A 21,127-nucleotide genomic window follows, 5' to 3' on the forward strand; every position below is an offset into this window, starting at 1 on the left:
AAGGCAGTGGGGGAGCGTGCCGGGCCCCGTGGGTGCTGTGCGGGACTTTCACAACACCCCCCAGCACAGCCTTCTCGGGGCAGTTGGCCTGGTGTTTGCCCAGCGTTTGCCGAGCGCTGGGGCGTTTTGGCTGAACAGCGGCTGGGGGCCCACCGTACGGATGGGTGGCGGGCCCGGGCGGGTCCGAGGAGGTGCGGGTGCGTTCCCGCGTCGTTCGGTGCGTGCTCTCGGTGTGCCGGGGGAAGACCCTCGTAGCGGAGCTACTTGGGTCTTCCCCCGGTGCGGCGAGTGGGGGTGCCCCCTCTGGGGGAGCGTGCCGGGCGGCGTGGGGGCGTGCTCGCACCTCCTCGGACCCGCCACCTCCCCAGCGAGGCCCGCCGCACCACTCCACCAGGGGCCTCGCACGGAAGGACCTTCGGGTGCCTGTCTTCACTCGCCTACGTCAACTGCACATGAAGAACGACGACTTGACCGACGAGGCACCCACGAGCGCCACGGAGACAACGTCGCCGGCCACGCCGGAATCCGCACCCACAGAGGGCGATCCCGCAGCCACAGAGGGCAATCCCGCACCCGACAACGACGGTCCCGCAGCCGCCGACGGCGGGGACGCCCCACAGGGGCCACCCGCACCCGACGACGAAAGTGACGCGGGTGGTGCGGGTGGGAACAACGAGGGCGACGGCGAAGCCGAGCCCGAGAAGCGACCGGCGCCCCCGTACCTCCGCTGGACCTTGACCGCCCTCGCCGCCGCCCTCATCCACGTCTGCCTGCAAATGCCGAACACCCTCGGCAACCTCAAACCCACGGAGTTCCTGCGCCTCCCCGCAGAGGCCGTCATCGGAGCCGCCGTACTCCTCACGCTCCCCCGCCGCCCCCGCCTGATCGCCGCAGCGACCTCCGGCGCGGCCCTGGGCGCCCTGACCGCCCTGAACCTCCTCGACATGGGCTACAACGAATTCCTGGGCCGCCACTTCAACATCGTCCTGGACTGGGAACTCCTCGACGACGCCCACTCGTACATCGAGGACTCCCTCGGCGGCACGACCACGGTCCTGCTCACCATCGGCCTCGTCATCCTGGTCGTACTCCTCATAGCCCTCGTCGCCCTGGCCACCGTACGCATAGCCGACCTCCTCGCCCGCCACAAGGCGGACGCCTCCAAGGGCGCCCTCATCGCCGGCACCGTATGGATCACCTGCACGGCGTTCGGCCTGCAGATAGCCGGCGTACCGATCGCCGCGGACCACACCGCCGGCGTCATCAAGGTCCACGCCCGCCGCGCGCTGGACACCCTCCGCGACGAGGCGGCGTTCGCACAGGACGCGAAGACCGACACCTTCGGCAACACACCCCCGGCCCAACTGGTCCCCGACCTGCGCGGCAAGGACATCGTCTTCACCTTCATCGAGAGCTACGGCCGCAGCGCGATCGAGGACCCGGAGATCGCCCCGGGCGTCACCGGCACTCTCGACACCTCCACCCAGGCCCTGGCGAAGGCCGGCTACCACGCGAAGAGCGGCTGGCTCACGTCGGCGACCTACGGCGGCAGCAGCTGGCTGGGCCACTCCACCACCCTCTCGGGTCTGTGGATCGACAACCAGCAGCGCTACCGCACCGTCATGGCCAGCGACCACCTCAGCCTCACCAAGGTCTTCCGGAAGACCGGCGACTGGGACACGGTCGGCGTCATGCCCGGCGTCCAGAAGGCCTGGCCGGAGCAGAGCTACTACGGCCTCGACAAGGTCTACAACGCCTTCCAACTCGGCTACAAGGGGCCGAAGTTCAGCTGGTCGACCATGCCCGACCAGTACGCCCTCGAAGCCTTCCAGCGCCAGGTCCACGGCAAGAAGCACGACAAGCCCCTGATGTCGGAGATCATCCTGACCTCCAGCCACCAGCCCTGGGCACCGATCCCGAAGATGGTCGACTGGGACGACCTGGGCGACGGTTCCCTCTTCAAGCCCATCCAGCAGGCGGGCACGAAACCGGCGGACATCATCTCCGACTCCACCCGCTCCAAGCAGGAGTACGGAAAGTCGATCTCGTACTCGGTGACCAGCCTCACCCAGTGGCTGGAGCGCTACGGCACCGACGACACCGTCCTGGTCTTCCTCGGCGACCACCAGCCGATGGCCCGGGTCAGCGGCACCAAGGCCAGCCGGGACGTCCCGATCTCGATCGTCGCCAAGGACCCGAAGGTGCTGGACAAGATCTCCGACTGGAACTGGACGGACGGCCTCCAGCCCGCCGCCAAGGCCCCCGTGTGGAAGATGAGCTCCTTCCGGGACCGTTTCCTGACGGCATACGGCTCGACTCCGCACCCCTCCAAGGAGTGACGACCAGTGTCGACGCGGCCCCGGGCTGTCGAGACCGCCTCAGCCCCCGGAGGTGTCCAGCTCCGCGTCCTCGCTGATGCCCGCGCAGTCGTACGGGTCCTTCAGCCAGCCGTCCGGCAGCACCACCCGGTTGTTGCCGGACGTACGACCACGGGGCCCGTCCGCTCCCACCGGCCAGGGCTGGTCGAGGTCCAGCTCGTCCAGTCCGGCACGGAGTTCCGCCAGCGACGACGTAATGGCCAACCGCTTGCGCATCTCCGAGCCGACCGCGAAGCCCTTCAGATACCAGGCGACGTGCTTGCGGAAGTCGATGACGCCGCGCGCCTCGTCGCCGATCCACTCGCCGAGCAGCGTGGCATGCCGGACCATGACGTCGGCGACCTCGTGAAGAGCCGGCCGCGCGACGCTGGAGGCACGCCCCTCGAACACCGCCACCAGATCCGCGAACAGCCACGGCCGTCCAAGGCACCCGCGCCCGACGACCACCCCGTCGCACCCGGTCTCCCGCACCATCCGCACGGCGTCCTCGGCCGACCAGATGTCCCCGTTCCCGAGCACCGGGATCTCCGGCACATGTTCCTTCAGCCGCGCGATGGCGTCCCAGTCGGCCGTGCCGCCGTAGTGCTGGGCGGCGGTGCGGCCGTGCAGCGCGATGGCCGTGACGCCTTCCTCGACGGCGATCCGCCCGGCGTCGAGGAAGGTGATGTGATCGTCGTCGATGCCCTTGCGCATCTTCATCGTGACGGGCAGATCACCCGCGCCGCTGACCGCCTCCCGCAGGATCGCCCGCAGCAGGTTCCGCTTGAACGGCAGCGCGGAGCCGCCGCCCTTGCGCGTGACCTTCGGCACGGGACAGCCGAAGTTCAGGTCGATGTGATCGGCCAGCCCCTCCTCGGCGATCATGCGCACGGCTTTCCCGACCGTCGCCGGGTCGACCCCGTACAGCTGGATCGACCGCGGCTTCTCGCTCTCGTCGAAGTGGATCAGCTGCATGGTCTTCTCGTTGCGCTCGACCAGCGCCCGAGTCGTGATCATCTCGCTGACGAACAGCCCTTTGCCACCGCTGAACTCCCTGCACAGGGTGCGGAAGGGCGCGTTGGTGATCCCGGCCATGGGGGCCAGGACGACGGGCGGCTGGACGGTGTGCGGGCCGATCCGCAGGGGCGGGGCGGTGGACGAGACGGTCGTGGGCATCCACCCATTCTCACGTACCGGACGGGGTGCGGCGAAATTCATTAGTTAGGCGTACTATCCAAGGATGCCGGAGCTCAGCCCACGCCGCCGACTACTGGTCCTCGCGATCTGCTGTATGAGTCTGCTGATCGTGAGCCTGGACAACACCGTCCTCAACGTCGCCCTCCCCGCCCTGCAGCGCGACCTCGGCGCCGGCACGTCGGGCCTGCAGTGGACGATCGACGCGTACACCCTCGTCCTCGCCTCACTGCTGATGCTGGCCGGCAGCACGGCGGACCGCATCGGCCGCAAACGCGTCTTCATGGCGGGCCTGGTCGTCTTCACCCTCGGCTCGGTCCTGTGCTCCCTCGCCCCCGACCTCGACGCGCTGATCGCCTTCCGCATGGTGCAGGCGGTGGGCGGTTCGATGCTCAACCCGGTCGCGATGTCGATCATCACCAACACCTTCACGGACCCGCGGGAGCGGGCTCGGGCCATCGGCGTCTGGGGCGCGGTGGTCGGCATCTCGATGGCCGCGGGGCCGCTGGTCGGCGGCCTGCTGGTGGAGTCGGTCGGCTGGCGGTCGATCTTCTGGGTCAACCTCCCGGTGGGGCTCGCGGCACTGCTCCTCACCCTCCGCTACGTCCCCGAGTCGCGCGCCGCGAAGGCCCGCCGACCCGACCCGGTCGGCCAGGTGATGGTCATCGCGCTGTTCGGCTCACTGACGTACGCGATCATCGCGGCGCCCACCGCTCCGGCGGCCGAGATCCTCCTCTTCGGCGGCATCGCCCTGACCGCGCTGACCGCGCTCCTCGTCCACGAACCCCGCCGCGCCGAGCCTCTGATCGACCTGCGGTTCTTCCGCTCGGCGCCGTTCAGCGGGGCCACGGTGATCGCGATCAGCGCATTCGCGGCGCTGGGCGGCTTCCTGTTCCTGTCCACGCTGTATCTGCAGAACGTGCGCGGCCTGGACGCCCTGGACGCGGGCGTGTGGATGCTGCCGATGGCCGCGCTGTGCTTCGTCTGCGCACCGGTCGCCGGACGCGTGGTCGGCAACCGGGGGCCTCGGCTTCCGCTGCTGGTCGCGGGGGTGTCGATGACGGCGAGCGGGGTGCTGTTCGCCGCGTTCGAGGCGGAGACCAGGGACGTCACGCTCGTCCTCGGGTATGTGCTGTTCGGCCTCGGGTTCGGGTTCGTCAATGCGCCCATCACCAACACGGCGGTGTCCGGGATGCCGCGTGCGCAGGCGGGCGTCGCGGCGGCCGTCGCCTCCACGAGCCGTCAGCTGGGGCAGACGCTGGGGGTGGCGGTGGTCGGGGCGGTGCTGGCTTCGGGGGTCGGGGCGTCGTCGTACGAGTCCGCGTTCGTGGCTGCCGCCCGGCCCGCGTGGTGGATTGTCGCCGGGTGTGGGCTGGTGGTGCTGGTCGTGGGGCTGGTGACCAGTGGGGGGTGGGCACGGGGGACTGCTGAGCGGGCGGCTGAGAGGCTGGAGTCCGCCGAGGTGCGCGAAGTGTCCAGGGTCAGTGCGTAGTTCGGCGGCTAACGGTTGATGGGGGCTGGTCGCGCCCACGCGGCGGAGCCGCATATGTCACAGCCCCGCGCCCCTTGAGGGCAATTTCGTGCAGCCTCTTCATACGGTCCCGCGACTCCTCGTCCGCCGGTACGTACGTCACCATCCGCGGACCGACCTCCGGGCTCAGCCACAGGTCCGTGTGGTCGACCACGATCCGGCCGACGTGACGGTTGAGGAACTCCTTCCGCTTCGTCCGGTGGGCCACCACCTCGTGCCGGTCCCATGCCTCGCAGAACTCGGGTGACTCGGTACGCAGGCGTTTGAGGAGCATCTTCCAGGCGGGCTCGGCGAGATGGCCGGCCATGCTCGCGCGGAAGCGGGCGGCCATCAGGCGCTGGGTCTCCTCCAGACGCACGATCGAGGAACGCCACTCGTCGTGCGTGTAGGAAAGGATCATGCAGTTGCGGTCCTCGGGCGGCACCGTGTCGAGGTCGCACAACAGCATCCCGTAGGTGCGGTTGTAGGCGAGGATGTCGTACCGGCTGTTCTGCAGACAGGCCGGATAGGGCTCCATCTGCTCCAGTACGGCCCGCAGGGCGGGCGTCACCGAGGGGCAGGTCGTCGCCGGGGTCGGGTCCACCGCGCCGGCCAGCTGGAAGAGATGGGACCGCTCGCTGGGGTCGAGCATCAGCGTGCGGGCGAGGGCGTCGAGGACCTGCACCGAGACCTGGATGTCGCGGGCCTGCTCCAGCCACGTGTACCAGGTGACGCCGACCGCGGCGAGCTGGGCGACCTCCTCGCGGCGCAGGCCGGGGGTGCGGCGTCGGCGGCCGCGGGGGAGGCCGACCTGCTCGGGGGCGATGTGCTCGCGGCGGTGGCGCAGGAAGGCGGCGAGTTCATGGCGCCGGATCTCCGACGCGGCCGTTGTGCGGGGCGCCGGGGTCGCCGTCCCCTGAGCCACCCCTTTCCCCGTCGTCCGAGCCGTCGTCCGGGCCATCGTCGTCATGCCTCCAGCCTGCCCCGCCCCGGACCCTGTTTCCAGGTGCTCCCGCTACCAGGATAAGGACACTCTGGTACCAGTCTCGGAGCGCTCGCAGGCTCGTAACCGTGACCGAAACCATCACCGCACACAAGCCCCGGGCCACCCCGGCCCCACCCGCACTCGGCGGCCTGGGCCTCTTCACGGTGCTCCTGGCAGCCGCACTCCCCCTCATCGACTTCTTCATCGTCAACGTCGCCCTGCCCACCATCGCCCACGACCTCGCGGCGAGCGAGACCGTGCTCGAACTCGTCGTCGCCGGTTACGGGTTGGCGTACGCCGTGCTCCTCGTCCTCGGCGGGCGGCTCGGCGACCTGTTCGGCCGGCGGCGGCTCTTCCTCGGCGGCATGGCGGCCTTCGGGCTGACCTCGCTTGCGTGCGGGCTCGCGCCCAGCGCGTGGGCGCTCGTCGCGGCGCGGGTCGCGCAGGGCGCGGCGTCGGCGGCGATGCTGCCGCAGGTGCTCGCCACCATCCAGGCGGCCACCAGCGGCCCGCGCCGCGCGAAGGCCATGGGCCTGTACGGCGCCACGGCCGGCCTGTCGATGGTGGCCGGGCAGATCCTCGGCGGCGTCCTGGTCGCGGCGGACGTCTGGGGCACCGGCTGGCGCTCGGTGTTCCTGGTGAACGTGCCGGTCGTCCTCGTCGGCCTCTTTCTCGCCGCCCGCGCGGTCCCGGAGACCCGCTCTCAGCACCCGGAGCCGCTCGACGGACCCGGCACGGTCCTGCTCGCCGCCGCCCTCCTCACGCTCCTGGCCCCGCTCACCGAGGGCCGGGCGGCGGGCTGGCCGCTGTGGACGTGGCTGTCGCTGGCGGCGTTCCCGTTCGTGGCGGCGGCGTTCTACGCCGTGGAGCGCAGGGCGGACCGTCGGGGCCGTACGCCGCTCGTGCCGCCGAGCCTGTTCGCGCTGCCGTCCCTGCGCCGCGGCCTGGTGATGATCGTGCCGTTCTCGATCGGCTTCAGCGGGTTCATGTTCGTGATCGCGGTGGCGTTGCAGCAGGGCGCGGGCCGCGGCCCGGTCGCGGCGGGGCTGGCGCTCGCGCCCATGGCGGTGGTGTTCTTCTTCGTCTCGCTGGCGGGCCCGCGTCTGGTGGCCCGTCACGGCACCCGGGTGGTGACCGCCGGTGCGGCGATCCAGGCGGTGGGCGTGGCCCTGATGGCCCTGGCGGCCTGGCGCTCCTGGCCGGACCTCGGCCTCGTCGAACTGCTGCCGGGGGCGGCGGTCGCCGGTGCGGGGCAGGCCCTTCAACTCCCCGTCATCTTCCGGATCGTCCTCTCCGAGGTACCGGCGGCGCGGGCGGGCGTGGGCAGCGGGGTGATGATCACGACCCAGCAGTCGTCGCTGGCCCTGGGCGTGGCGACGCTGGGCACCCTCTTCCTCTCCCTGATCCCGGGCCTGGGCATGCGGGACGCCCTGGTGACCACGCTCCTGGTCCAGTTGGGCGGGGTGGCACTGACGGGGCTGCTCAGTCTGCGGCTGCCGCGCACGATCGGCTGAGCGAGTTGTGAGGGTGTTGGCACAGGTTGGTCAACTCGCTGGGCCGGATCTCCCGTTGATGTTGGTCTTGCTGCACACTCCTTGCTGCGCAAGCAGACTCGATGTCCGCCGACTCGATGTCCTCGGACGCTGGAGGCGTCATGCTGGAGATCAACACAAGCAAGGTGAGCCGCTGGGACCAACACGGCCGGGAGCATGTCGTACGGGTGCAACGCAAAGGCGCGCAGCGTCAGATCAGATGCGACACGTGCGGCTGGCGCAAGGGCGCCCAGTTCCTGCCCTGGCTGAAGGCGGAGGAGCATCTGGCGGAGGCCCACCAGGCGACGGTGGACCCGGCGGAGGCGCAGTCGGACTGATGAGCCGGACTGCTGACGCCGCCGGAACCCGACCGCCCGTGACGGTTCAGTCGCGAGCCCGCAGCCCGCGCACCAGCAGGTCCACGACCGCCTCGAAGTCCTTCTCCACGTCCGGCTGTTCCCACGTCCTGGCGTAGTTCGGGTCGTGGAAGCGGGCCGTCGCCCCGAACAGTGCGCCGGCCGTGGTGGCCGGGTCCTCGACGGAGAAGGCGCCCGCGTCGACGCCGGCGCGCACGATGTCGGTCAGCTGGCCGGTGAGCTCCGCCAGGTGTTCGCTGACGACCGTTTCGGCGGCCTCGGCGGCCAGCACCGAGTACGTGGCGAAGAGCTCCGGGTCGTCGGACGCCTTGCGGCGTTTGGCCGCGAACAGCGCCGCGAGCCACTCGCGCACCCGCGCCTCCGGCTCCAGCTCCGGCGCCGTGACGATCTCCGCCAGCACCCCCGTCGTACGGTCCAGCCACCGCTTCGACACCGCCTGCCGCAGCGCCGCCTTCGTCCGGAAGTGCCGGTAGACGCTGCCATGGCTGACGCCGAGCGCGCGGGCCACGTCCACCACGGTGGCCTTGGCCGGGCCGTGGCGGCGCAGCACCTCCTCGGTGACTTCGAGGATGCGCTCGGCGGTCAGGGTCTCGGAGGTCGGTGCCATGAGTCAGACCGTACCCGGCGGCTCGGGCACTACTTGCTGCCGAGGTGGGACATCTGCGCGGCCGGGTAGCGGTCGCCCGCGGCGGCGTCCGCCGGTACGGCCTCCTCGATGGCCGCCAGGTCGGCCGCGTCCAGCGTGACGTCCAGCGCGCCCAGCGACTCGGTGAGCCGCTCCCGGGTGCGGGCGCCGACCAGCGGCACGATGTCCTCGCCGCGGGAGAGCACCCAGGCGATGGCGATCTGGGCGACGGAGACGCCCTTCTGCTCGGCGATCTTCCGCAGCGCCTCGACGAGGGCCAGGTTGTGATCGAGGTTCTCGCCCTGGAAGCGGGGCGAGTGGGCCCGGAAGTCGTTCGCGGCGAGCTGCCGGTCGCGGGTGAAGTGGCCGGAGATCAGACCACGGGACAGAACGCCGTACGCGGTGATGGAGATGCCCAGCTCACGGGTGGCCGGCAGGACCGACTCCTCGACGCCGCGCGAGATCAGCGCGTACTCGATCTGCAGGTCCGCGATCGGGGCGGTGGCGGCGGCCCGGCGAATGGTGTCGGCGCCGACCTCGCTGAGCCCGATGTGCCGCACATAGCCCTGCTCGACCAGCTCCGCGATCGCGCCGACCGTCTCCTCGATCGGCACGTCCGGGTCCAGCCGGGCGGGCCGGTAGATGTCGATGTGATCCACGCCGAGGCGCTGCAGCGAGTAGGTGGCGAAGTTCTTCACGGCGGCGGGCCGGCCGTCGAAGCCCACCCAGCTGCCGTCCGGTGTGCGCAGCGCCCCGAACTTCACGCTGAGCAGGGCGTTCTCACGGCTGGCCGCGGGCGCGGTGCGCAGGGCCTCGCCGACCAGCAGCTCGTTGTGGCCCATGCCGTAGAAGTCGCCGGTGTCGAGCAGCGTCACACCCGCTTCCAGGGCGGCGTGGACGGTGGCGATGGATTCGGCCCGGTCGACGTCGCCGTACATCGGGGACATGCCCATGCAGCCGAGGCCGAGGGCGGAGACCTGGGGGCCGGTGGTTCCGAGAGTGCGCGTTTGCATCGTCATGCCATCCACCATGACATGACAGCTGACAGATTTCAATATCTGTCAGTCCATATATGTCACCAAGCTGCAAAATGGTCCAGACCTATTGACGAAAGGTCTGGACCGCGAGCACTGTCATGCCTACGACACCCGACTGCCCGCCACCCTCACCGACCCCCACCGGGAGGCCCCGCATGCTCCGCCGCGCCCTGCGCCTGTTCGCCACCGCAGTGACGACCGCCTGCCTCGCCCAGCTGCCCGTCGCGACCACCGCCTCGGCGGCCGACACCTGCGCCGTGAAGTCCAAGCCCGCCGGCAAGGTCCTCCAGGGCTACTGGGAGAACTGGGACGGCGCCGCGGGCGGCGTCCACCCGCCCTTCGGCTGGACCCCGATCACCGACTCCCGTATCGCGGCCCACGGCTACAACGTGATCAACGCGGCGTTCCCGGTCATCCGCTCCGACGGCACCGCGCTCTGGGAGGACGGCATGGACAGCGGGGTGAAGGTGGCCACGCCCGCGGAGATGTGCGCGGCGAAGGCGTCGGGCAGCACGATCCTGCTGTCGATCGGCGGCGCGACGGCCGGCATCGACCTCAACTCGACCACCGTGGCGGACCGGTTCGTGGCGACGATCGTCCCGATCCTGAAGAAGTACAACTTCGACGGCATCGACATAGACATCGAGACGGGCCTGGTGGGCAGCGGCACCATCAGCCGACTCTCCACGTCCCAGGCCAACCTGATCAGGATCATCGACGGGATACTGGCCCAGATGCCGTCGAACTTCGGCCTGACCATGGCCCCGGAGACGGCCTACGTCACCGGCGGCAGCGTCACCTACGGCTCGATCTGGGGCGCGTACCTCCCCGTCATCAAGAAGTACGCCGACAACGGCCGCCTGTGGTGGCTGAACATGCAGTACTACAACGGCAGCATGTACGGCTGCTCCGGCGACTCCTACTCCGCCGGCACGGTGGAGGGCTTCGTGGCCCAGACGGACTGCCTGAACAAGGGCCTGACCGTCCAGGGCACGACGATCAAGGTCCCGTACGACAAACAGGCCCCCGGCCTCCCCGCCCAGCCCGGCGCGGGCGGCGGCCACATGCCCCCGTCCCTGGTGGCCCAGGCCTGGCGGCACTACGGCACCGCACTCAAGGGCCTGATGACCTGGTCGATCAACTGGGACGGCTCGAAGAACTGGACGTTCGGCGACAACGTGAAGGCACTGCAGGGCCGCTGAGAGGTCGGGTGAGCGGCCGTGGAAGCGGCCGTGGCAGGCACCGCCGAAATCGCCGCGACAGCGACAGGGCACCCATGGTTCCCTGACGCCCGTGAACGACACGGCACCTGACGACAGCCCCCGCGCCCCCTACACCAGGGAGGCACTGGCCCGGCTCGTGCTCAGCCAGGCCGCGGCCGATCTCGCCCTGGGCGCGGGACCGTTGGCGGTCACCCGCAACGACGCCGACACCGGCCTCGGCGGGCGGGCGAGCGAGGCCCGGCAGCTGGTCGAGCACGCGACGCAGCTGCTGGTGCGGGCGGTCGTGTTCGAGCGGGAGCGGGGCGCCTCGTGGGCGGACATCGGCCGTTACGCCGGCCTGGACGCGCAGGCGGCCGAGGAGCGGTTCGCACCCGAACTCGCGCGTTGGAGCGAGGAGTTGGAGGTGCCGCACCTGCTCGACGAGGGCGGCCGCGGGCGGGTCCTGCGGCTGCCCTACGCCGCGTACGCCCCGCACATCGCCAGCCGCGACCTCGACCTCTGGGCGCACCTCCACCTCACCACCAGGGACCTGCACGCGGTCAGTGCCGGGCTGCGCATGGCCGGACCGGCGGAGCGGGTGACGTATCCGGAGACCGAGTCGGACGAGATGGGCGGCATCGTCCGGGGCGAGTCCCGCCTGCGTCCCTTCCTCGAACTCCTCGCCCACTACATCGACCACCCCTTCGACGACACCGACTGGGAGACGATCGAGCTCGGCCTTGAGCCGACCGACGACGAGGCGGACGTCTGGTACTCCTACCCGCTGATCGGTTCCGTGCAGTCCCTGGGCGTCCGTCTCGCGCGGGACGCCGAGACCGACATCGTCTGGGTGACCGTCACCGGCGCCGCCCTGGCCGACCTGCGGCTGCGGATCGGCACCCTCTTCGACGCCTTCAGCTGGTGATCACGTCCACGCCAGCTTCGCCCCCAGTGCCACGAACGACCCCGCGAAGGTCCGCCGCAGCCATGTCATCACCCGGGGCCGGGAGGTGACGTGGCTGCGGACGGAGGCGGCGAGGATGCCGTACGCCGCGAAGACCACGAACGTCGCCGCCATGAACACGCCGCTGAGCGCCAGCATGCGCGGCAGGGCGTTCGGCTCGGACGGGTCCACGAACTGGGGCAGGAAGGCGAAGAAGAACATCGTCAGCTTCGGGTTGAGGATGTTGATCAGCACGCCCCGCACGATCACGCGGCCCGAGGAGAGCGGCGTGGCGTCGTCGTCCACCGCGATGGCCTCCTTGTCCTTCAGCGTGGACCAGGCCATGTAGAGGAGGTAGGCGACACCGGCGTACTTCAGGATCTGGAACGCGGTCGCGCTCGCGTGCAGCAGCGCGGCCACCCCGGTGACCGTGGCCAGCATGTGCGGCACGATCCCGAGGGTGCAGGCGAAGGCGGCGACCACGGACGCGCGGCGGCCCCGGGAAAGACCGGTGGCCAGGGTGTAGACGACGCCGGTGCCGGGGGTGGCCACCACGACGAGGGTGGTGAGGAGGAAGGCGATGCTCATGCCCGCCACCCTCGTGCCGCCACGTACCGGGATACAGGGCCAATCGGTGGCCCGGCTGCTGGACCAATCGGCGACCGGGCCTCTGGGGCGATCCGGCTCCGTTGGACACCTTTCCCGCCCCCTCGGAGAATGGGAATTGTCGGCGAGCAGTCACTTCGGCGGCGCCTGCCGTCGGCCGCGCGGTGTTCATGCGCCGCCCGCGGGAGGCTGCCATGATCGTTCGTATCGCCACCTTCAATGCGCAGAGCCTCTTCCGCCGCCCCAAGGCCTTCAACCTGCCGGATGTGACGAAGCGGAACGAGGTCCTCGCCGACTTCAGCACGTTGGTCTCACTGCTGAACCTGACGACCTACGACGCGGAGGACAGGACACGGATCTCCGCGCTGGTGAAGAAGTACCGCGCCCACACCTGGGACCCGGACAACCCCCCGCCGATCTACATCAACCAGACCCGCCCGGGAAAGCACTCCAGTCTGTTCAAGGAGGCCGGCTCCTGGGAGGTCGGCGCCGCGGGCCGTGGCGCGTGGGCCGGCTGGGCCGAACTCGTGCGGGAGGAACTCGACACGGAGGCGGTGCGCAACAGCGGCCGGGTCGTCGACGCGGTCGATGCGGACATCCTGCTCATGGTGGAGGTCGAGGACCGGCTGGCCCTGGACCGCTTCAACCAGCAGATCCTGGCCGGGGTGCTCGGCAAGCGGCAGTACCCCTTCAACATGCTGATCGACGGCAACGACAGCCGCGGCATCGACGTCGGGATCCTCAGCCGGCACCCCATCACCTCCATCCGGTCCCACCTCTTCGACCCCGACCCGGAGCGTCCCGGCGAGCACCTGTTCAGCCGGGACTGCCCCGAGTTCGAGATCGAGCTCAACGGCACGCCCCTGGTCGTTCTCGGCAACCACCTCAAGAGCAAGTTCAACGACGACCCCGCACTGCGCCTGGCCCAGGCCAAGCGGCTCGCGGAGATCTACGAGGCCGCCCGGGAGCGCACCCCGCACGTCGTGATCGCCGGAGACCTCAATGACGACCTGGAGAGCGAACCGCTCGACGTACTGCTCGACACCGGCCTGCGCGACGTGATGAGCCACTCCTCCTACCGAGGAGGACCCGGCACGCACGGAAAGGGCGACAGGCCGCAGGACAAGCTCGACTACCTGCTGCTCCCGCCCCCGCTGTGGCACCGGGTGCAGCACGTCGCCCTGGAGCAGCGCGGAATCTTCTGGGACCCGCCGCTCCCGGACGTCAAGCGCTTCGACGAGGTGACGTCGAAGATCGACTCGGCCTCCGACCACGCCGCGCTCTACGCCGACCTGGACCTGTGAGCGACGGCTCCCCTCGTCCCTCGCTCACCCCTGCCGCGGCGGTATGAGCAGGTCGACCCGGAGGACTCGCGAACCGGTCACCGCGTAGCCGGAGTTGGTGCCCGAGATCGCCGGACGGCAAGAACCCCGACTCCGTTACGCCTGTCACGGCCGTAACGGAATCGGGGTTCTTCAGTCGGTGCGCCAGGGCCCAGGGGCTCCTAGCAGCCGATCAGACGCCCGGCCAGGTAGCCCTCGATCTGGTCCAGCGACACGCGCTCCTGCTTCATCGAGTCCCGCTCGCGCACCGTCACCGCGTTGTCGTCCAGGGTGTCGAAGTCGACGGTCACGCAGTACGGCGTACCGATCTCGTCCTGGCGACGGTAGCGGCGGCCGATGGCACCGGCGTCGTCGAACTCGATGTTCCAGTTCTGTCGGAGCGCCTGCGCGAGGCCCTTGGCCTTCGGCGACAGCTCCGGGTTCCGGGACAGCGGCAGCACGGCCACCTTCACCGGGGCCAGACGGTGGTCCAGACGCAGCACCGTGCGCTTCTCCATCTTGCCCTTGGCGTTCGGCGCCTCGTCCTCGACGTAGGCGTCGAGCAGGAACGCCAGCATCGCGCGGCCGACACCGGCCGCGGGCTCGATGACGTACGGCGTCCAGCGCTCGCCGGCCTCCTGGTCGAAGTAGGAGAGGTCCTGGCCGGAGGCCTTGGAGTGGGCGCCGAGGTCGTAGTCGGTGCGGTTGGCGACACCCTCCAGCTCGCCCCACTCGTTGCCGCCGAACTGGAAGCGGTACTCGATGTCGGCGGTGCGCTTGGAGTAGTGGGAGAGCTTCTCCGCCGGGTGCTCGTACCAGCGCATGTTCTCCTCACGGAGACCAAGGCCCGTGTACCAGTTCCAGCGCTGCTCCATCCAGTACTCCTGCCACTTCTCGTCCTCGCCCGGCTTGACGAAGAACTCCATCTCCATCTGCTCGAACTCGCGGGTGCGGAAGATGAAGTTGCCGGGCGTGATCTCGTTGCGGAAGGACTTGCCCATCTGCGCGATGCCGAACGGCGGCTTGCGGCGCGAGGTGGTCTGCACCTGGGCGAAGTTGGTGAAGATGCCCTGCGCGGTCTCGGGGCGCAGGTAGGCGATCGAGCCGGAGTCCTGGGTCGGACCGAGGTGGGTGGAGAGAAGACCCGAGAACTGCTTGGGCTCGGTGAACTGGCCCTTGTTACCGCAGTTCGGGCAGTTCACATCGGCGAGGCCGTTCTCCGGGAGGTGACCCTTCTTGGCCTCGTACGCCTCTTCAAGGTGGTCCGCACGGAACCGCTTGTGGCAGGAGGTGCACTCGGTGAGCGGGTCGGTGAAAGTGGCGACGTGACCGGAGGCGACCCAGACCTCGGGGGCCAGGATGACGGACGAGTCGATTCCGACCACGTCCTCGCGCGACGTCACCATGTAGCGCCACCACTGGCGCTTCAGGTTCTCCTTGAGCTCGACACCCAGCGGCCCGTAGTCCCAGGCGGCACGCTGACCGCCGTAGATCTCACTGCAGGGGAATACGAAGCCACGGCGCTTGCTCAGGCTGACGATGGTGTCGATCTTGTCGGCGGCCACGGTGCTCTCTTCATTACGACGACGGGCGACGAAGCGAGGCGCTTCACAGCGAATGCTTCAGGGTACCGGCGGGTCCTCCCCCTCAACCAAATCGGTTCCGCTCCCAGCCCGCCCCGAGCCCTTACACGGGCCTTACAAACCCCTTACCGAGATCGTTGTTGACAATGGTTTCCATCTTTGCTGAAAATGACTGTCATGAACGTACGACGACAGCACATATCCGGGATCGCGATCGCGGCGGCCACCGCTCTCGGCCTCGGAACCCTCTCCGCCTGCTCGACCGACAGCGCGGCCGCAGGCAACACGGAGAAGTTCGACGTCGTCGCGTCGTTCTATCCGATGGCCTTCCTCGCCGAGCAGATCGGCGGGGACCACGTCAAGGTCACCAGCCTCACCGAGCCCGGCCAGGAGCCGCACGACCTGGAGGTCAGCGCCCAGCAGCGGGGGCAGATCGAGGAGTCGGACGCCGCTCTCTACCTCAAGGGCCTGCAGCCGTCCGTCGACGAGGCCGTCGAGCAGTCGGGAATCAAGACGAAGGTCGACGCCGCCGAGCTGACCTCGCTGGAGCAGCACGGCAACGAGGTCGGCGGGCACGCGGCCGAGCACGACGAGGAGCACGGCCACGACGAGGAGGGCGGCAAGGACCCCCACATCTGGCTCGACCCGGTGAAGTACGCCGAGGTCGCCAAGGGCGTCGGCGCGGCCTTCGAGAAGGCGGACCCCGACCACGCGGCCGACTACAAGAAGAACACCGCGGCCCTGGTCGAGAAGCTCGACGAGCTCAACACCCAGTTCAAGGACGGCCTGGCGAAGACCGGCTCCAAGGTCTTCATCACCACGCACGCCGCCTTCGGCTACCTCGCCGAGCGCTACGGCCTGACCGAGGAGGCCATCGCCGGCCTGGACCCCGAGTCCGATCCCAGCGCCGCGCGGGTCAAGGATCTTGAGAAGATGGCCAAGGCGGACGGCGTCACCACCGTCTTCTACGAGACGCTCGTCAGCGACAAGACCGCGAAGACCATCGCCAAGGACGCGAACCTCAAGACGGACGTCCTCGACCCGATCGAGGGCATCACGTCCAAGTCCCGGGGCAAGGACTACTTCTCGGTCCAGGAAGCCAACCTCAAGGCGCTGCAGACCGCCCTGGGCGCCAAGTGATCGACCTATGGAGGACGGCATGACCGAGCCCGTCATCGCACTGCGCGGCGTACGCGCCGAGCTGGGCTCGCGCCCCGTCCTGCGGGGTATCGACCTCACCGTGCACCGCGGTGAGGTCGTCGCCCTGCTCGGCGCCAACGGCTCGGGCAAGTCGACGGCCGTGCGCAGCGTCATCGGCCAGGTGCCGGTCAGCGCCGGCGAGATCGAGCTGTTCGGCACGGACCGGCGCCGGTTCCGCGACTGGCATCGCGTGGGCTACGTCCCGCAGCGCACGACCGCCGCGGGCGGCGTCCCGGCCACGGTCACCGAGGTCGTCTCCTCGGGCCGCCTCTCCCGCACCCGCTTCGGCGTCTTCCGCAAGGCCGACCGCGCCGCCGTACGGCACGCCCTGGAGCTGGTCGGCATGGCGGACCGGGCGAAGGACTCGGTGGACGCCCTGTCCGGCGGCCAGCACCAGCGCGTGCTGATCGCCCGCGCCCTGGCGTCCGGCCCCGAACTGCTGATCATGGACGAGCCGATGGCGGGCGTGGACCTGGGCAGCCAGGAGGTGCTGGCACGCACGCTCAGGGAGCAGGTCGCGGCCGGTGCGACGGTCCTGCTGGTGCTGCACGAACTGGGCCCTCTGGAGCCCCTGATCGACCGGGCGGTCGTCCTGCGCGACGGCTGTGTCCTGCACGACGGCCCGCCCCCGAAGGCCGTCGGCCAGCACGCGCTGCCCGGCCACGACCACGTACACCCGCACGCGGCTCACGACGCCGAACCGATCCGGACGGGACTGCTGAGCTGATGGAACTCCTGAACTACGCCTTCATGCAGCGGGCCCTGCTCGCCGCCGTCCTGGTCGGCATCACCGCCCCCGCCGTCGGCATCTACCTGGTCCAGCGCCGCCAGGCCCTGATGGGCGACGGAATCGGGCATGTCGCGATGACGGGCGTCGGCCTGGGCTTCCTGCTCTCCTGGTCCCCGGTCTGGATGGCGACGCTGGTCTCGGTGCTCGGCGCGGTCCTGATGGAGCTGATCCGCTGGTACGGCCGCACCCGCGGCGACATCGCCCTCGCGATGCTCTTCTACGGCGGTATGGCCGGCGGCGTGATGTTCATCAACCTCGCGCCGACGGGGTCGAACGCCAACCTGACGTCGTACCTCTTCGGCTCGCTGTCCACGGTGAGCGAGTCGGACGTGACGGCGATCATCCTGCTGGCCGCTTTCGTGGTGCTGGTCACGATCGGCCTGCGCCGCCAGCTGTTCGCGGTGAGCCAGGACGAGGAGTTCGCTAGGGTCACGGGCCTCCCGGTCCGCACCCTGAACCTGCTGACCGCGATCACGGCGGCCGTGACCGTGACGGTCGCGATGCGCGTGGTCGGCCTGCTGCTGGTCAGCGCGCTGATGGTGGTGCCGGTGGCGGCGGCCCAGCAGCTGAGCCGCAGCTTCGCGGCGACGTTCGCGATCGCCGTCGGCATCGGTGTGACGGTGACCATCGGCGGCACCGTGACCTCGTACTACCAGGACGTGCCGCCCGGCGCGACGATCGTGCTGCTGACCATCGGCGCGTTCATCGCGCTGACGGCCCTGGCGGCCCCGCTGGCCCGCCGCAGGGCCCGCGCGCTGGCCGCGGCACAGCCCGCCGGCGACCCGGCGGAGTGTGCGATTCCGGCCAGCCGGGAAAGCGACGGGAAGGTCGGCGTCTGACCACTGACAGTCCGGGCTGGCACAATGGCCCGGCAAGTGCAGACGTGAGGAGGCAAACCGGTGACGACCGCTGGACCGCCCGTGAAGGGCCGCGCGACCCGGCAGCGGGCCGCCGTGGCGGCGGCTCTTGACGAGGTCGACGAGTTCCGCAGCGCGCAGGATCTCCACGACATGCTCAAGCACAAGGGCGACTCGGTCGGCCTGACCACGGTCTACCGCACCCTCCAGTCCCTCGCCGACGCCGGCGAGGTCGACGTCCTGCGCACCTCCGACGGCGAGTCGGTGTACCGCCGCTGCTCGACCGGCGAACACCACCACCACCTCGTCTGCCGCGTCTGCGGCAAGGCGGTCGAGGTCGAGGGCCCGGCTGTGGAGAAGTGGGCGGACGCGATCGCGGCCGAGCACGGCTATGTGAACGTGGCCCACACGGTGGAGATCTTCGGCACATGCGCGGAGTGCGCCGCAGGTTGAGCCGTTCTACGGTGCGGCTCGGTGGGGGTGCCCGCCCCTGGGGGCTGCCGCCCCCAGACCCCCGCTTCCGGCCCTGGCGGGCCTCGTCCTCAAACGCCGGACGGGCTGAAAGACGACCGGACGGGCTGAAAACGAAAGGCTAGGCCTCTTCCTCCTGGCGGCCTTCCATCGCCAGCAGCTCCTCGTTCGGGATCGCCCCGCCGAACCGTCGGTCGCGTGAGGCGAACTCCACGCAGGCCCGCCACAGGTCGCGCCGGTCGAAGTCCGGCCACAGGACGTCCTGGAAGACCATCTCGGCGTAAGCGCTCTGCCAGAGCAGGTAGTTGGAGGTGCGCTGCTCGCCGCTCGGGCGCAGGAACAGGTCGACGTCCGGCATGTCCGGGTAGTACAGGTACTTCGCGAAGGTCTTCTCGTTCACCTTCGACGGGTCCAGCCGCCCGGCCTTCACATCCTCGGCGAGCGCCAGCGCGGCGTCCGCGATCTCGGCCCGGCCGCCGTAGTTCATGCAGAAGTACAGGGTCAGCTTGTCGTTGTCCTTGGTCTGCTCCTGGGCGATCTGGAGCTCCTTGGCGACCGACTTCCACAGCTTGGGCATCCGCCCGACCCACCGCACCCGGATCCCCAGCTCGTCGAGCTGGTCGCGGGTCTTGCGGATGAAGTCGCGGTTGAAGTTCATCAGGAAGCGCACCTCGTCCGGCGACCGCTTCCAGTTCTCCGTGGAGAAGGCGTACAGCGAGATCGCCCCCACGCCCTGCTCGATCGCACCCTGGAGCACGTCGAGCACACGCTCGGCTCCGACCTTGTGCCCCTCGGTGCGCGGCAGCCCCCGCTCCTTCGCCCAGCGGCCGTTGCCGTCCATGACGATCGCCACATGCTTCGGAACCAGCTCGCCGGGGATCTTCGGCGCGCGGGCACCGGACGGGTGCGGCTGCGGCGTCTTGTACTCACGGCGTCGACGCCCCAGGAACCCACTCACGGCCATGTGTTTCTCGTCCTCCTCTGACGGCTTACTTCTCTACTTCTCTACGTAACGCAGCGAACGCAGCCCGCGCTCCAGATGCCAGTGCAGATAAGCCGACACCAACCCGCTGCCCTCCCGGACGTACCGCGCCTCGCAGGCGTCCGCGGTCTCCCAGTCTCCCGTAAGCAGCGCACCGAGCAGTTCCAGGGTCTGCGGCGACGGTACGACGCTACCGGGCACCCGGCAGTCGACACAGACCGAGCCCCCGGAGGCCACCGAGAAGAAGCGGTTCGGTCCCGGCATGCCGCACTTCGCACAGTCGCTGAAGGTCGGGGCGTACCCGTTGACGGCGAGGGAGCGGAGCAGGAACGCGTCGAGAACGAGGTGCGGGGCGTGCTCGCCCCGGGAGAGGGTCCGCAGGGCGCCGACGAGCAGCAGGTACTGCTGGACGGCCGGCTCACCCTCATGATCCGTGAACCGCTCGGCCGTCTCCAGCATGGCCGTCCCGGCGGTGTACCGCGCGTAGTCCGTCACGATCCCACCGCCGTACGGCGCGATGGTCTCGCTCTGTGTGCACAGCGGCAGCCCCCGGCCGATCAGCTCGCTCCCCCGCGCGAAGAACTGCACGTCGACATGGGAGAACGGCTCCAGCCGGGCCCCGAACTTGGACTTCGTACGCCGCACACCGCGCGCCACGGCCCGCACCCGCCCGTGCCCCCGAGTGAGCAGCGTGATGATCCGGTCCGCCTCACCCAGCTTCTGGGTCCGAAGCACGATGCCGTCATCCCGGAAGAGACTCATCGCGCGCCTCCACGGGCTTCCGGCCGGGGGTCCGGGGGGTGTCCCCCGGGGCAGCACAGCATGATCCGGTCCGCCTCACCCAGCTTCTGGGTGCGCAGCACGATGCCGTCGTCGCGGAACAGACTCATGGGTTCATTCTCCCGTACGGCAGGAGTCAGCGGGTGCGGTCGGGGTGGCTTATGGCGTCCCAGGGGGCCATGTTCCAGGGGCTGGCACGGTTCGCCGGGTCCAGGAGGGAGCGCAGGTGCTCGTCGGCGGCCTCCTGGCCGGCCGGGAGCCCGGAGTCCGCCATGCCGGCCCGCAGCCCGTCCCGCCACACCTTCCGGCCGAGCAGATAGTGATCGGCGTACTCCTGCCAGGAGCCGTAGGTCCGCGCCACCGCCGGCACGATGTTCTTCAGGGCCGTCCAGGCATCCGCCTCGGCGATCAGCCCGCAGGCGAAGCCACGGCGGGCGATGTCGACGTACAGGGCGGCGTCCCAGGCGAGCGGCGCGACGCCGGTGAGCCGGTACGCCCGGGCCCGGTACCCGCTGCGGGACAGCCCGTCGAGCCGCCCGGCCAGCTGATCACGCGAGGTGATCTCCCACTGCTCGGCCAGCCACCGCCGGGCGCCCTCCTCGTCGATCCTGACGAACGGGTACAGCGTGGTGCGTGAGACGCCGCGGTCCCTGCTCACCGGCGCGCTCAGCGACACCATCCACAGCTGGTGCATGGTGAGCGGCACGGGGTAGCGGCGCGCCGCCTTCACGCCCCGCCTTCTCCATCTCCACAAAGCCATGCCGCCGCACCCTA

General features: G+C 69.9%; 21 protein-coding genes. 11 read left to right on the forward strand and 10 right to left on the reverse strand.

Annotated features, from left to right (window positions below):
- Positions 1 to 419 precede the first annotated feature (419 nt).
- Positions 420 to 2,339: a CDP-alcohol phosphatidyltransferase gene (locus POF73_RS04180; protein WP_443049410.1), complete on the forward strand. Its 1,920-nt coding sequence runs from the start codon at positions 420 to 422 to the stop codon at positions 2,337 to 2,339.
- A gap of 39 nt (positions 2,340 to 2,378) precedes the next feature.
- Here the strand turns inward: POF73_RS04180 and dusB are convergent, their stop codons facing one another.
- Complete coding sequence (gene dusB, locus POF73_RS04185; RefSeq protein WP_272113059.1) at positions 2,379 to 3,533, reverse strand: tRNA dihydrouridine synthase DusB; 1,155 nt, start codon at positions 3,531 to 3,533, stop codon at positions 2,379 to 2,381.
- A 64-nt stretch (positions 3,534 to 3,597) separates the two neighbouring features.
- Between dusB and POF73_RS04190 the strand changes: the two genes are divergently transcribed.
- Positions 3,598 to 5,043, forward strand: coding sequence for an MFS transporter (locus POF73_RS04190; RefSeq protein WP_272113060.1), 1,446 nt, complete (start codon positions 3,598 to 3,600; stop codon positions 5,041 to 5,043).
- Here POF73_RS04190 and POF73_RS04195 read toward each other — a convergent pair.
- Positions 5,033 to 6,031: a helix-turn-helix transcriptional regulator gene (locus POF73_RS04195; protein WP_443049411.1), complete on the reverse strand. Its 999-nt coding sequence runs from the start codon at positions 6,029 to 6,031 to the stop codon at positions 5,033 to 5,035. The two genes, POF73_RS04190 and POF73_RS04195, sit on opposite strands and share 11 nt — an antisense overlap.
- A gap of 101 nt (positions 6,032 to 6,132) precedes the next feature.
- Between POF73_RS04195 and POF73_RS04200 the strand changes: the two genes are divergently transcribed.
- Positions 6,133 to 7,560: an MFS transporter gene (locus tag POF73_RS04200; RefSeq protein ID WP_272113061.1), complete on the forward strand. Its 1,428-nt coding sequence runs from the start codon at positions 6,133 to 6,135 to the stop codon at positions 7,558 to 7,560.
- A 140-nt stretch (positions 7,561 to 7,700) separates the two neighbouring features.
- Positions 7,701 to 7,916 (forward strand): hypothetical protein, encoded by a 216-nt coding sequence (locus tag POF73_RS04205; protein WP_272113194.1) that lies wholly within the window; start codon positions 7,701 to 7,703, stop codon positions 7,914 to 7,916.
- A gap of 46 nt (positions 7,917 to 7,962) precedes the next feature.
- On the opposite strand, the gene POF73_RS04210 is transcribed toward POF73_RS04205, so the two are convergent.
- Positions 7,963 to 8,562: a TetR family transcriptional regulator gene (locus POF73_RS04210; RefSeq protein WP_272113062.1), complete on the reverse strand. Its 600-nt coding sequence runs from the start codon at positions 8,560 to 8,562 to the stop codon at positions 7,963 to 7,965.
- Positions 8,563 to 8,591: 29 nt separating this feature from the next.
- Complete coding sequence (locus POF73_RS04215) at positions 8,592 to 9,599, reverse strand: aldo/keto reductase (protein ID WP_272113063.1); 1,008 nt, start codon at positions 9,597 to 9,599, stop codon at positions 8,592 to 8,594.
- A gap of 173 nt (positions 9,600 to 9,772) precedes the next feature.
- Between POF73_RS04215 and POF73_RS04220 the strand changes: the two genes are divergently transcribed.
- The gene (locus POF73_RS04220; RefSeq protein WP_272113064.1) at positions 9,773 to 10,819 is read left to right on the forward strand and encodes a chitinase; all 1,047 of its coding nucleotides are present in this window, start codon (positions 9,773 to 9,775) and stop codon (positions 10,817 to 10,819) included.
- 91 nt (positions 10,820 to 10,910) lie between these two features.
- A complete protein-coding gene (locus tag POF73_RS04225; RefSeq protein ID WP_272113065.1) occupies positions 10,911 to 11,744 on the forward strand; it encodes a hypothetical protein in 834 nt (277 codons plus the stop codon).
- Here POF73_RS04225 and POF73_RS04230 read toward each other — a convergent pair whose 3' ends face one another.
- Positions 11,745 to 12,350, reverse strand: coding sequence for a LysE family translocator (locus POF73_RS04230; RefSeq protein ID WP_272113066.1), 606 nt, complete (start codon positions 12,348 to 12,350; stop codon positions 11,745 to 11,747). It lies immediately after the preceding gene.
- A gap of 212 nt (positions 12,351 to 12,562) precedes the next feature.
- Between POF73_RS04230 and POF73_RS04235 the strand changes: the two genes are divergently transcribed.
- Positions 12,563 to 13,672: an endonuclease/exonuclease/phosphatase family protein gene (locus tag POF73_RS04235; protein WP_272113067.1), complete on the forward strand. Its 1,110-nt coding sequence runs from the start codon at positions 12,563 to 12,565 to the stop codon at positions 13,670 to 13,672.
- A 200-nt stretch (positions 13,673 to 13,872) separates the two neighbouring features.
- Here the strand turns inward: POF73_RS04235 and POF73_RS04240 are convergent, their stop codons facing one another.
- Positions 13,873 to 15,255: a glycine--tRNA ligase gene (locus POF73_RS04240; RefSeq protein ID WP_272113068.1), complete on the reverse strand. Its 1,383-nt coding sequence runs from the start codon at positions 15,253 to 15,255 to the stop codon at positions 13,873 to 13,875.
- Between the two features lie 195 nt (positions 15,256 to 15,450).
- Between POF73_RS04240 and POF73_RS04245 the strand changes: the two genes are divergently transcribed.
- Genes POF73_RS04245 through POF73_RS04260 form a run of 4 tightly spaced genes read left to right on the forward strand, consistent with a single transcriptional unit; the run spans position 15,451 to position 18,573 of the window.
- Positions 15,451 to 16,413 carry a metal ABC transporter substrate-binding protein gene (locus POF73_RS04245; protein ID WP_272113069.1) on the forward strand — a complete coding sequence of 321 codons (963 nt, stop codon included), beginning with the start codon at positions 15,451 to 15,453 and terminating at the stop codon, positions 16,411 to 16,413.
- A gap of 19 nt (positions 16,414 to 16,432) precedes the next feature.
- A complete protein-coding gene (locus POF73_RS04250) occupies positions 16,433 to 17,200 on the forward strand; it encodes a metal ABC transporter ATP-binding protein (RefSeq protein ID WP_272113070.1) in 768 nt (255 codons plus the stop codon).
- Positions 17,200 to 18,102, forward strand: coding sequence for a metal ABC transporter permease (locus POF73_RS04255; RefSeq protein WP_272113071.1), 903 nt, complete (start codon positions 17,200 to 17,202; stop codon positions 18,100 to 18,102). The genes POF73_RS04250 and POF73_RS04255 overlap by 1 nt, the downstream gene beginning before the upstream one ends.
- A gap of 60 nt (positions 18,103 to 18,162) precedes the next feature.
- Positions 18,163 to 18,573: a Fur family transcriptional regulator gene (locus tag POF73_RS04260; RefSeq protein WP_128428334.1), complete on the forward strand. Its 411-nt coding sequence runs from the start codon at positions 18,163 to 18,165 to the stop codon at positions 18,571 to 18,573.
- Between the two features lie 139 nt (positions 18,574 to 18,712).
- On the opposite strand, the gene POF73_RS04265 is transcribed toward POF73_RS04260, so the two are convergent.
- From POF73_RS04265 to POF73_RS04280, 4 genes are read right to left on the reverse strand one after another with little or no spacing between them, the layout of a single operon-like run.
- Positions 18,713 to 19,555 (reverse strand): isoprenyl transferase, encoded by an 843-nt coding sequence (locus POF73_RS04265; RefSeq protein WP_272113072.1) that lies wholly within the window; start codon positions 19,553 to 19,555, stop codon positions 18,713 to 18,715.
- Positions 19,556 to 19,588: 33 nt separating this feature from the next.
- A complete protein-coding gene (gene recO / locus POF73_RS04270; RefSeq protein ID WP_272113073.1) occupies positions 19,589 to 20,335 on the reverse strand; it encodes a DNA repair protein RecO in 747 nt (248 codons plus the stop codon).
- A complete protein-coding gene (locus POF73_RS04275) occupies positions 20,332 to 20,463 on the reverse strand; it encodes a recombination protein O N-terminal domain-containing protein (RefSeq protein WP_272113074.1) in 132 nt (43 codons plus the stop codon). Before POF73_RS04275 ends, recO begins: the two co-directional genes overlap by 4 nt.
- 26 nt (positions 20,464 to 20,489) lie before the next feature.
- Entirely contained in the window at positions 20,490 to 21,113 is a 624-nt protein-coding gene (locus tag POF73_RS04280; RefSeq protein ID WP_272113075.1) for a DUF1266 domain-containing protein, read from the reverse strand.
- Positions 21,114 to 21,127: the final 14 nt, after the last annotated feature.

The sequence above is a fragment of the Streptomyces sp. HD genome, from assembly GCF_028369295.1.
Classification (GTDB): domain Bacteria; phylum Actinomycetota; class Actinomycetes; order Streptomycetales; family Streptomycetaceae; genus Streptomyces.

Bases quoted from the DNA above. Each gene is read 5' to 3' on its own strand.
- POF73_RS04215 (WP_272113063.1), bottom strand. From the start codon at position 9,599: ATGACGATGCAAACGCGCACTCTCGGAACCACCGGCCCCCAGGTCTCC.
- POF73_RS04245 (WP_272113069.1), top strand. From the start codon at position 15,451: ATGAACGTACGACGACAGCACATATCCGGGATCGCGATCGCGGCGGCC.
- POF73_RS04265 (WP_272113072.1), bottom strand. From the start codon at position 19,555: ATGGCCGTGAGTGGGTTCCTGGGGCGTCGACGCCGTGAGTACAAGACG.
- POF73_RS04255 (WP_272113071.1), top strand. From the start codon at position 17,200: ATGGAACTCCTGAACTACGCCTTCATGCAGCGGGCCCTGCTCGCCGCC.
- POF73_RS04205 (WP_272113194.1), top strand. From the start codon at position 7,701: ATGCTGGAGATCAACACAAGCAAGGTGAGCCGCTGGGACCAACACGGC.
- POF73_RS04275 (WP_272113074.1), bottom strand. From the start codon at position 20,463: ATGAGTCTGTTCCGCGACGACGGCATCGTGCTGCGCACCCAGAAGCTG.
- POF73_RS04230 (WP_272113066.1), bottom strand. From the start codon at position 12,350: ATGAGCATCGCCTTCCTCCTCACCACCCTCGTCGTGGTGGCCACCCCC.
- POF73_RS04235 (WP_272113067.1), top strand. From the start codon at position 12,563: ATGATCGTTCGTATCGCCACCTTCAATGCGCAGAGCCTCTTCCGCCGC.
- dusB (WP_272113059.1), bottom strand. From the start codon at position 3,533: ATGCCCACGACCGTCTCGTCCACCGCCCCGCCCCTGCGGATCGGCCCG.
- POF73_RS04280 (WP_272113075.1), bottom strand. From the start codon at position 21,113: ATGGCTTTGTGGAGATGGAGAAGGCGGGGCGTGAAGGCGGCGCGCCGC.
- POF73_RS04250 (WP_272113070.1), top strand. From the start codon at position 16,433: ATGACCGAGCCCGTCATCGCACTGCGCGGCGTACGCGCCGAGCTGGGC.
- POF73_RS04195 (WP_443049411.1), bottom strand. From the start codon at position 6,031: ATGACGACGATGGCCCGGACGACGGCTCGGACGACGGGGAAAGGGGTG.
- POF73_RS04190 (WP_272113060.1), top strand. From the start codon at position 3,598: ATGCCGGAGCTCAGCCCACGCCGCCGACTACTGGTCCTCGCGATCTGC.
- POF73_RS04220 (WP_272113064.1), top strand. From the start codon at position 9,773: ATGCTCCGCCGCGCCCTGCGCCTGTTCGCCACCGCAGTGACGACCGCC.
- recO (WP_272113073.1), bottom strand. From the start codon at position 20,335: ATGAGTCTCTTCCGGGATGACGGCATCGTGCTTCGGACCCAGAAGCTG.
- POF73_RS04210 (WP_272113062.1), bottom strand. From the start codon at position 8,562: ATGGCACCGACCTCCGAGACCCTGACCGCCGAGCGCATCCTCGAAGTC.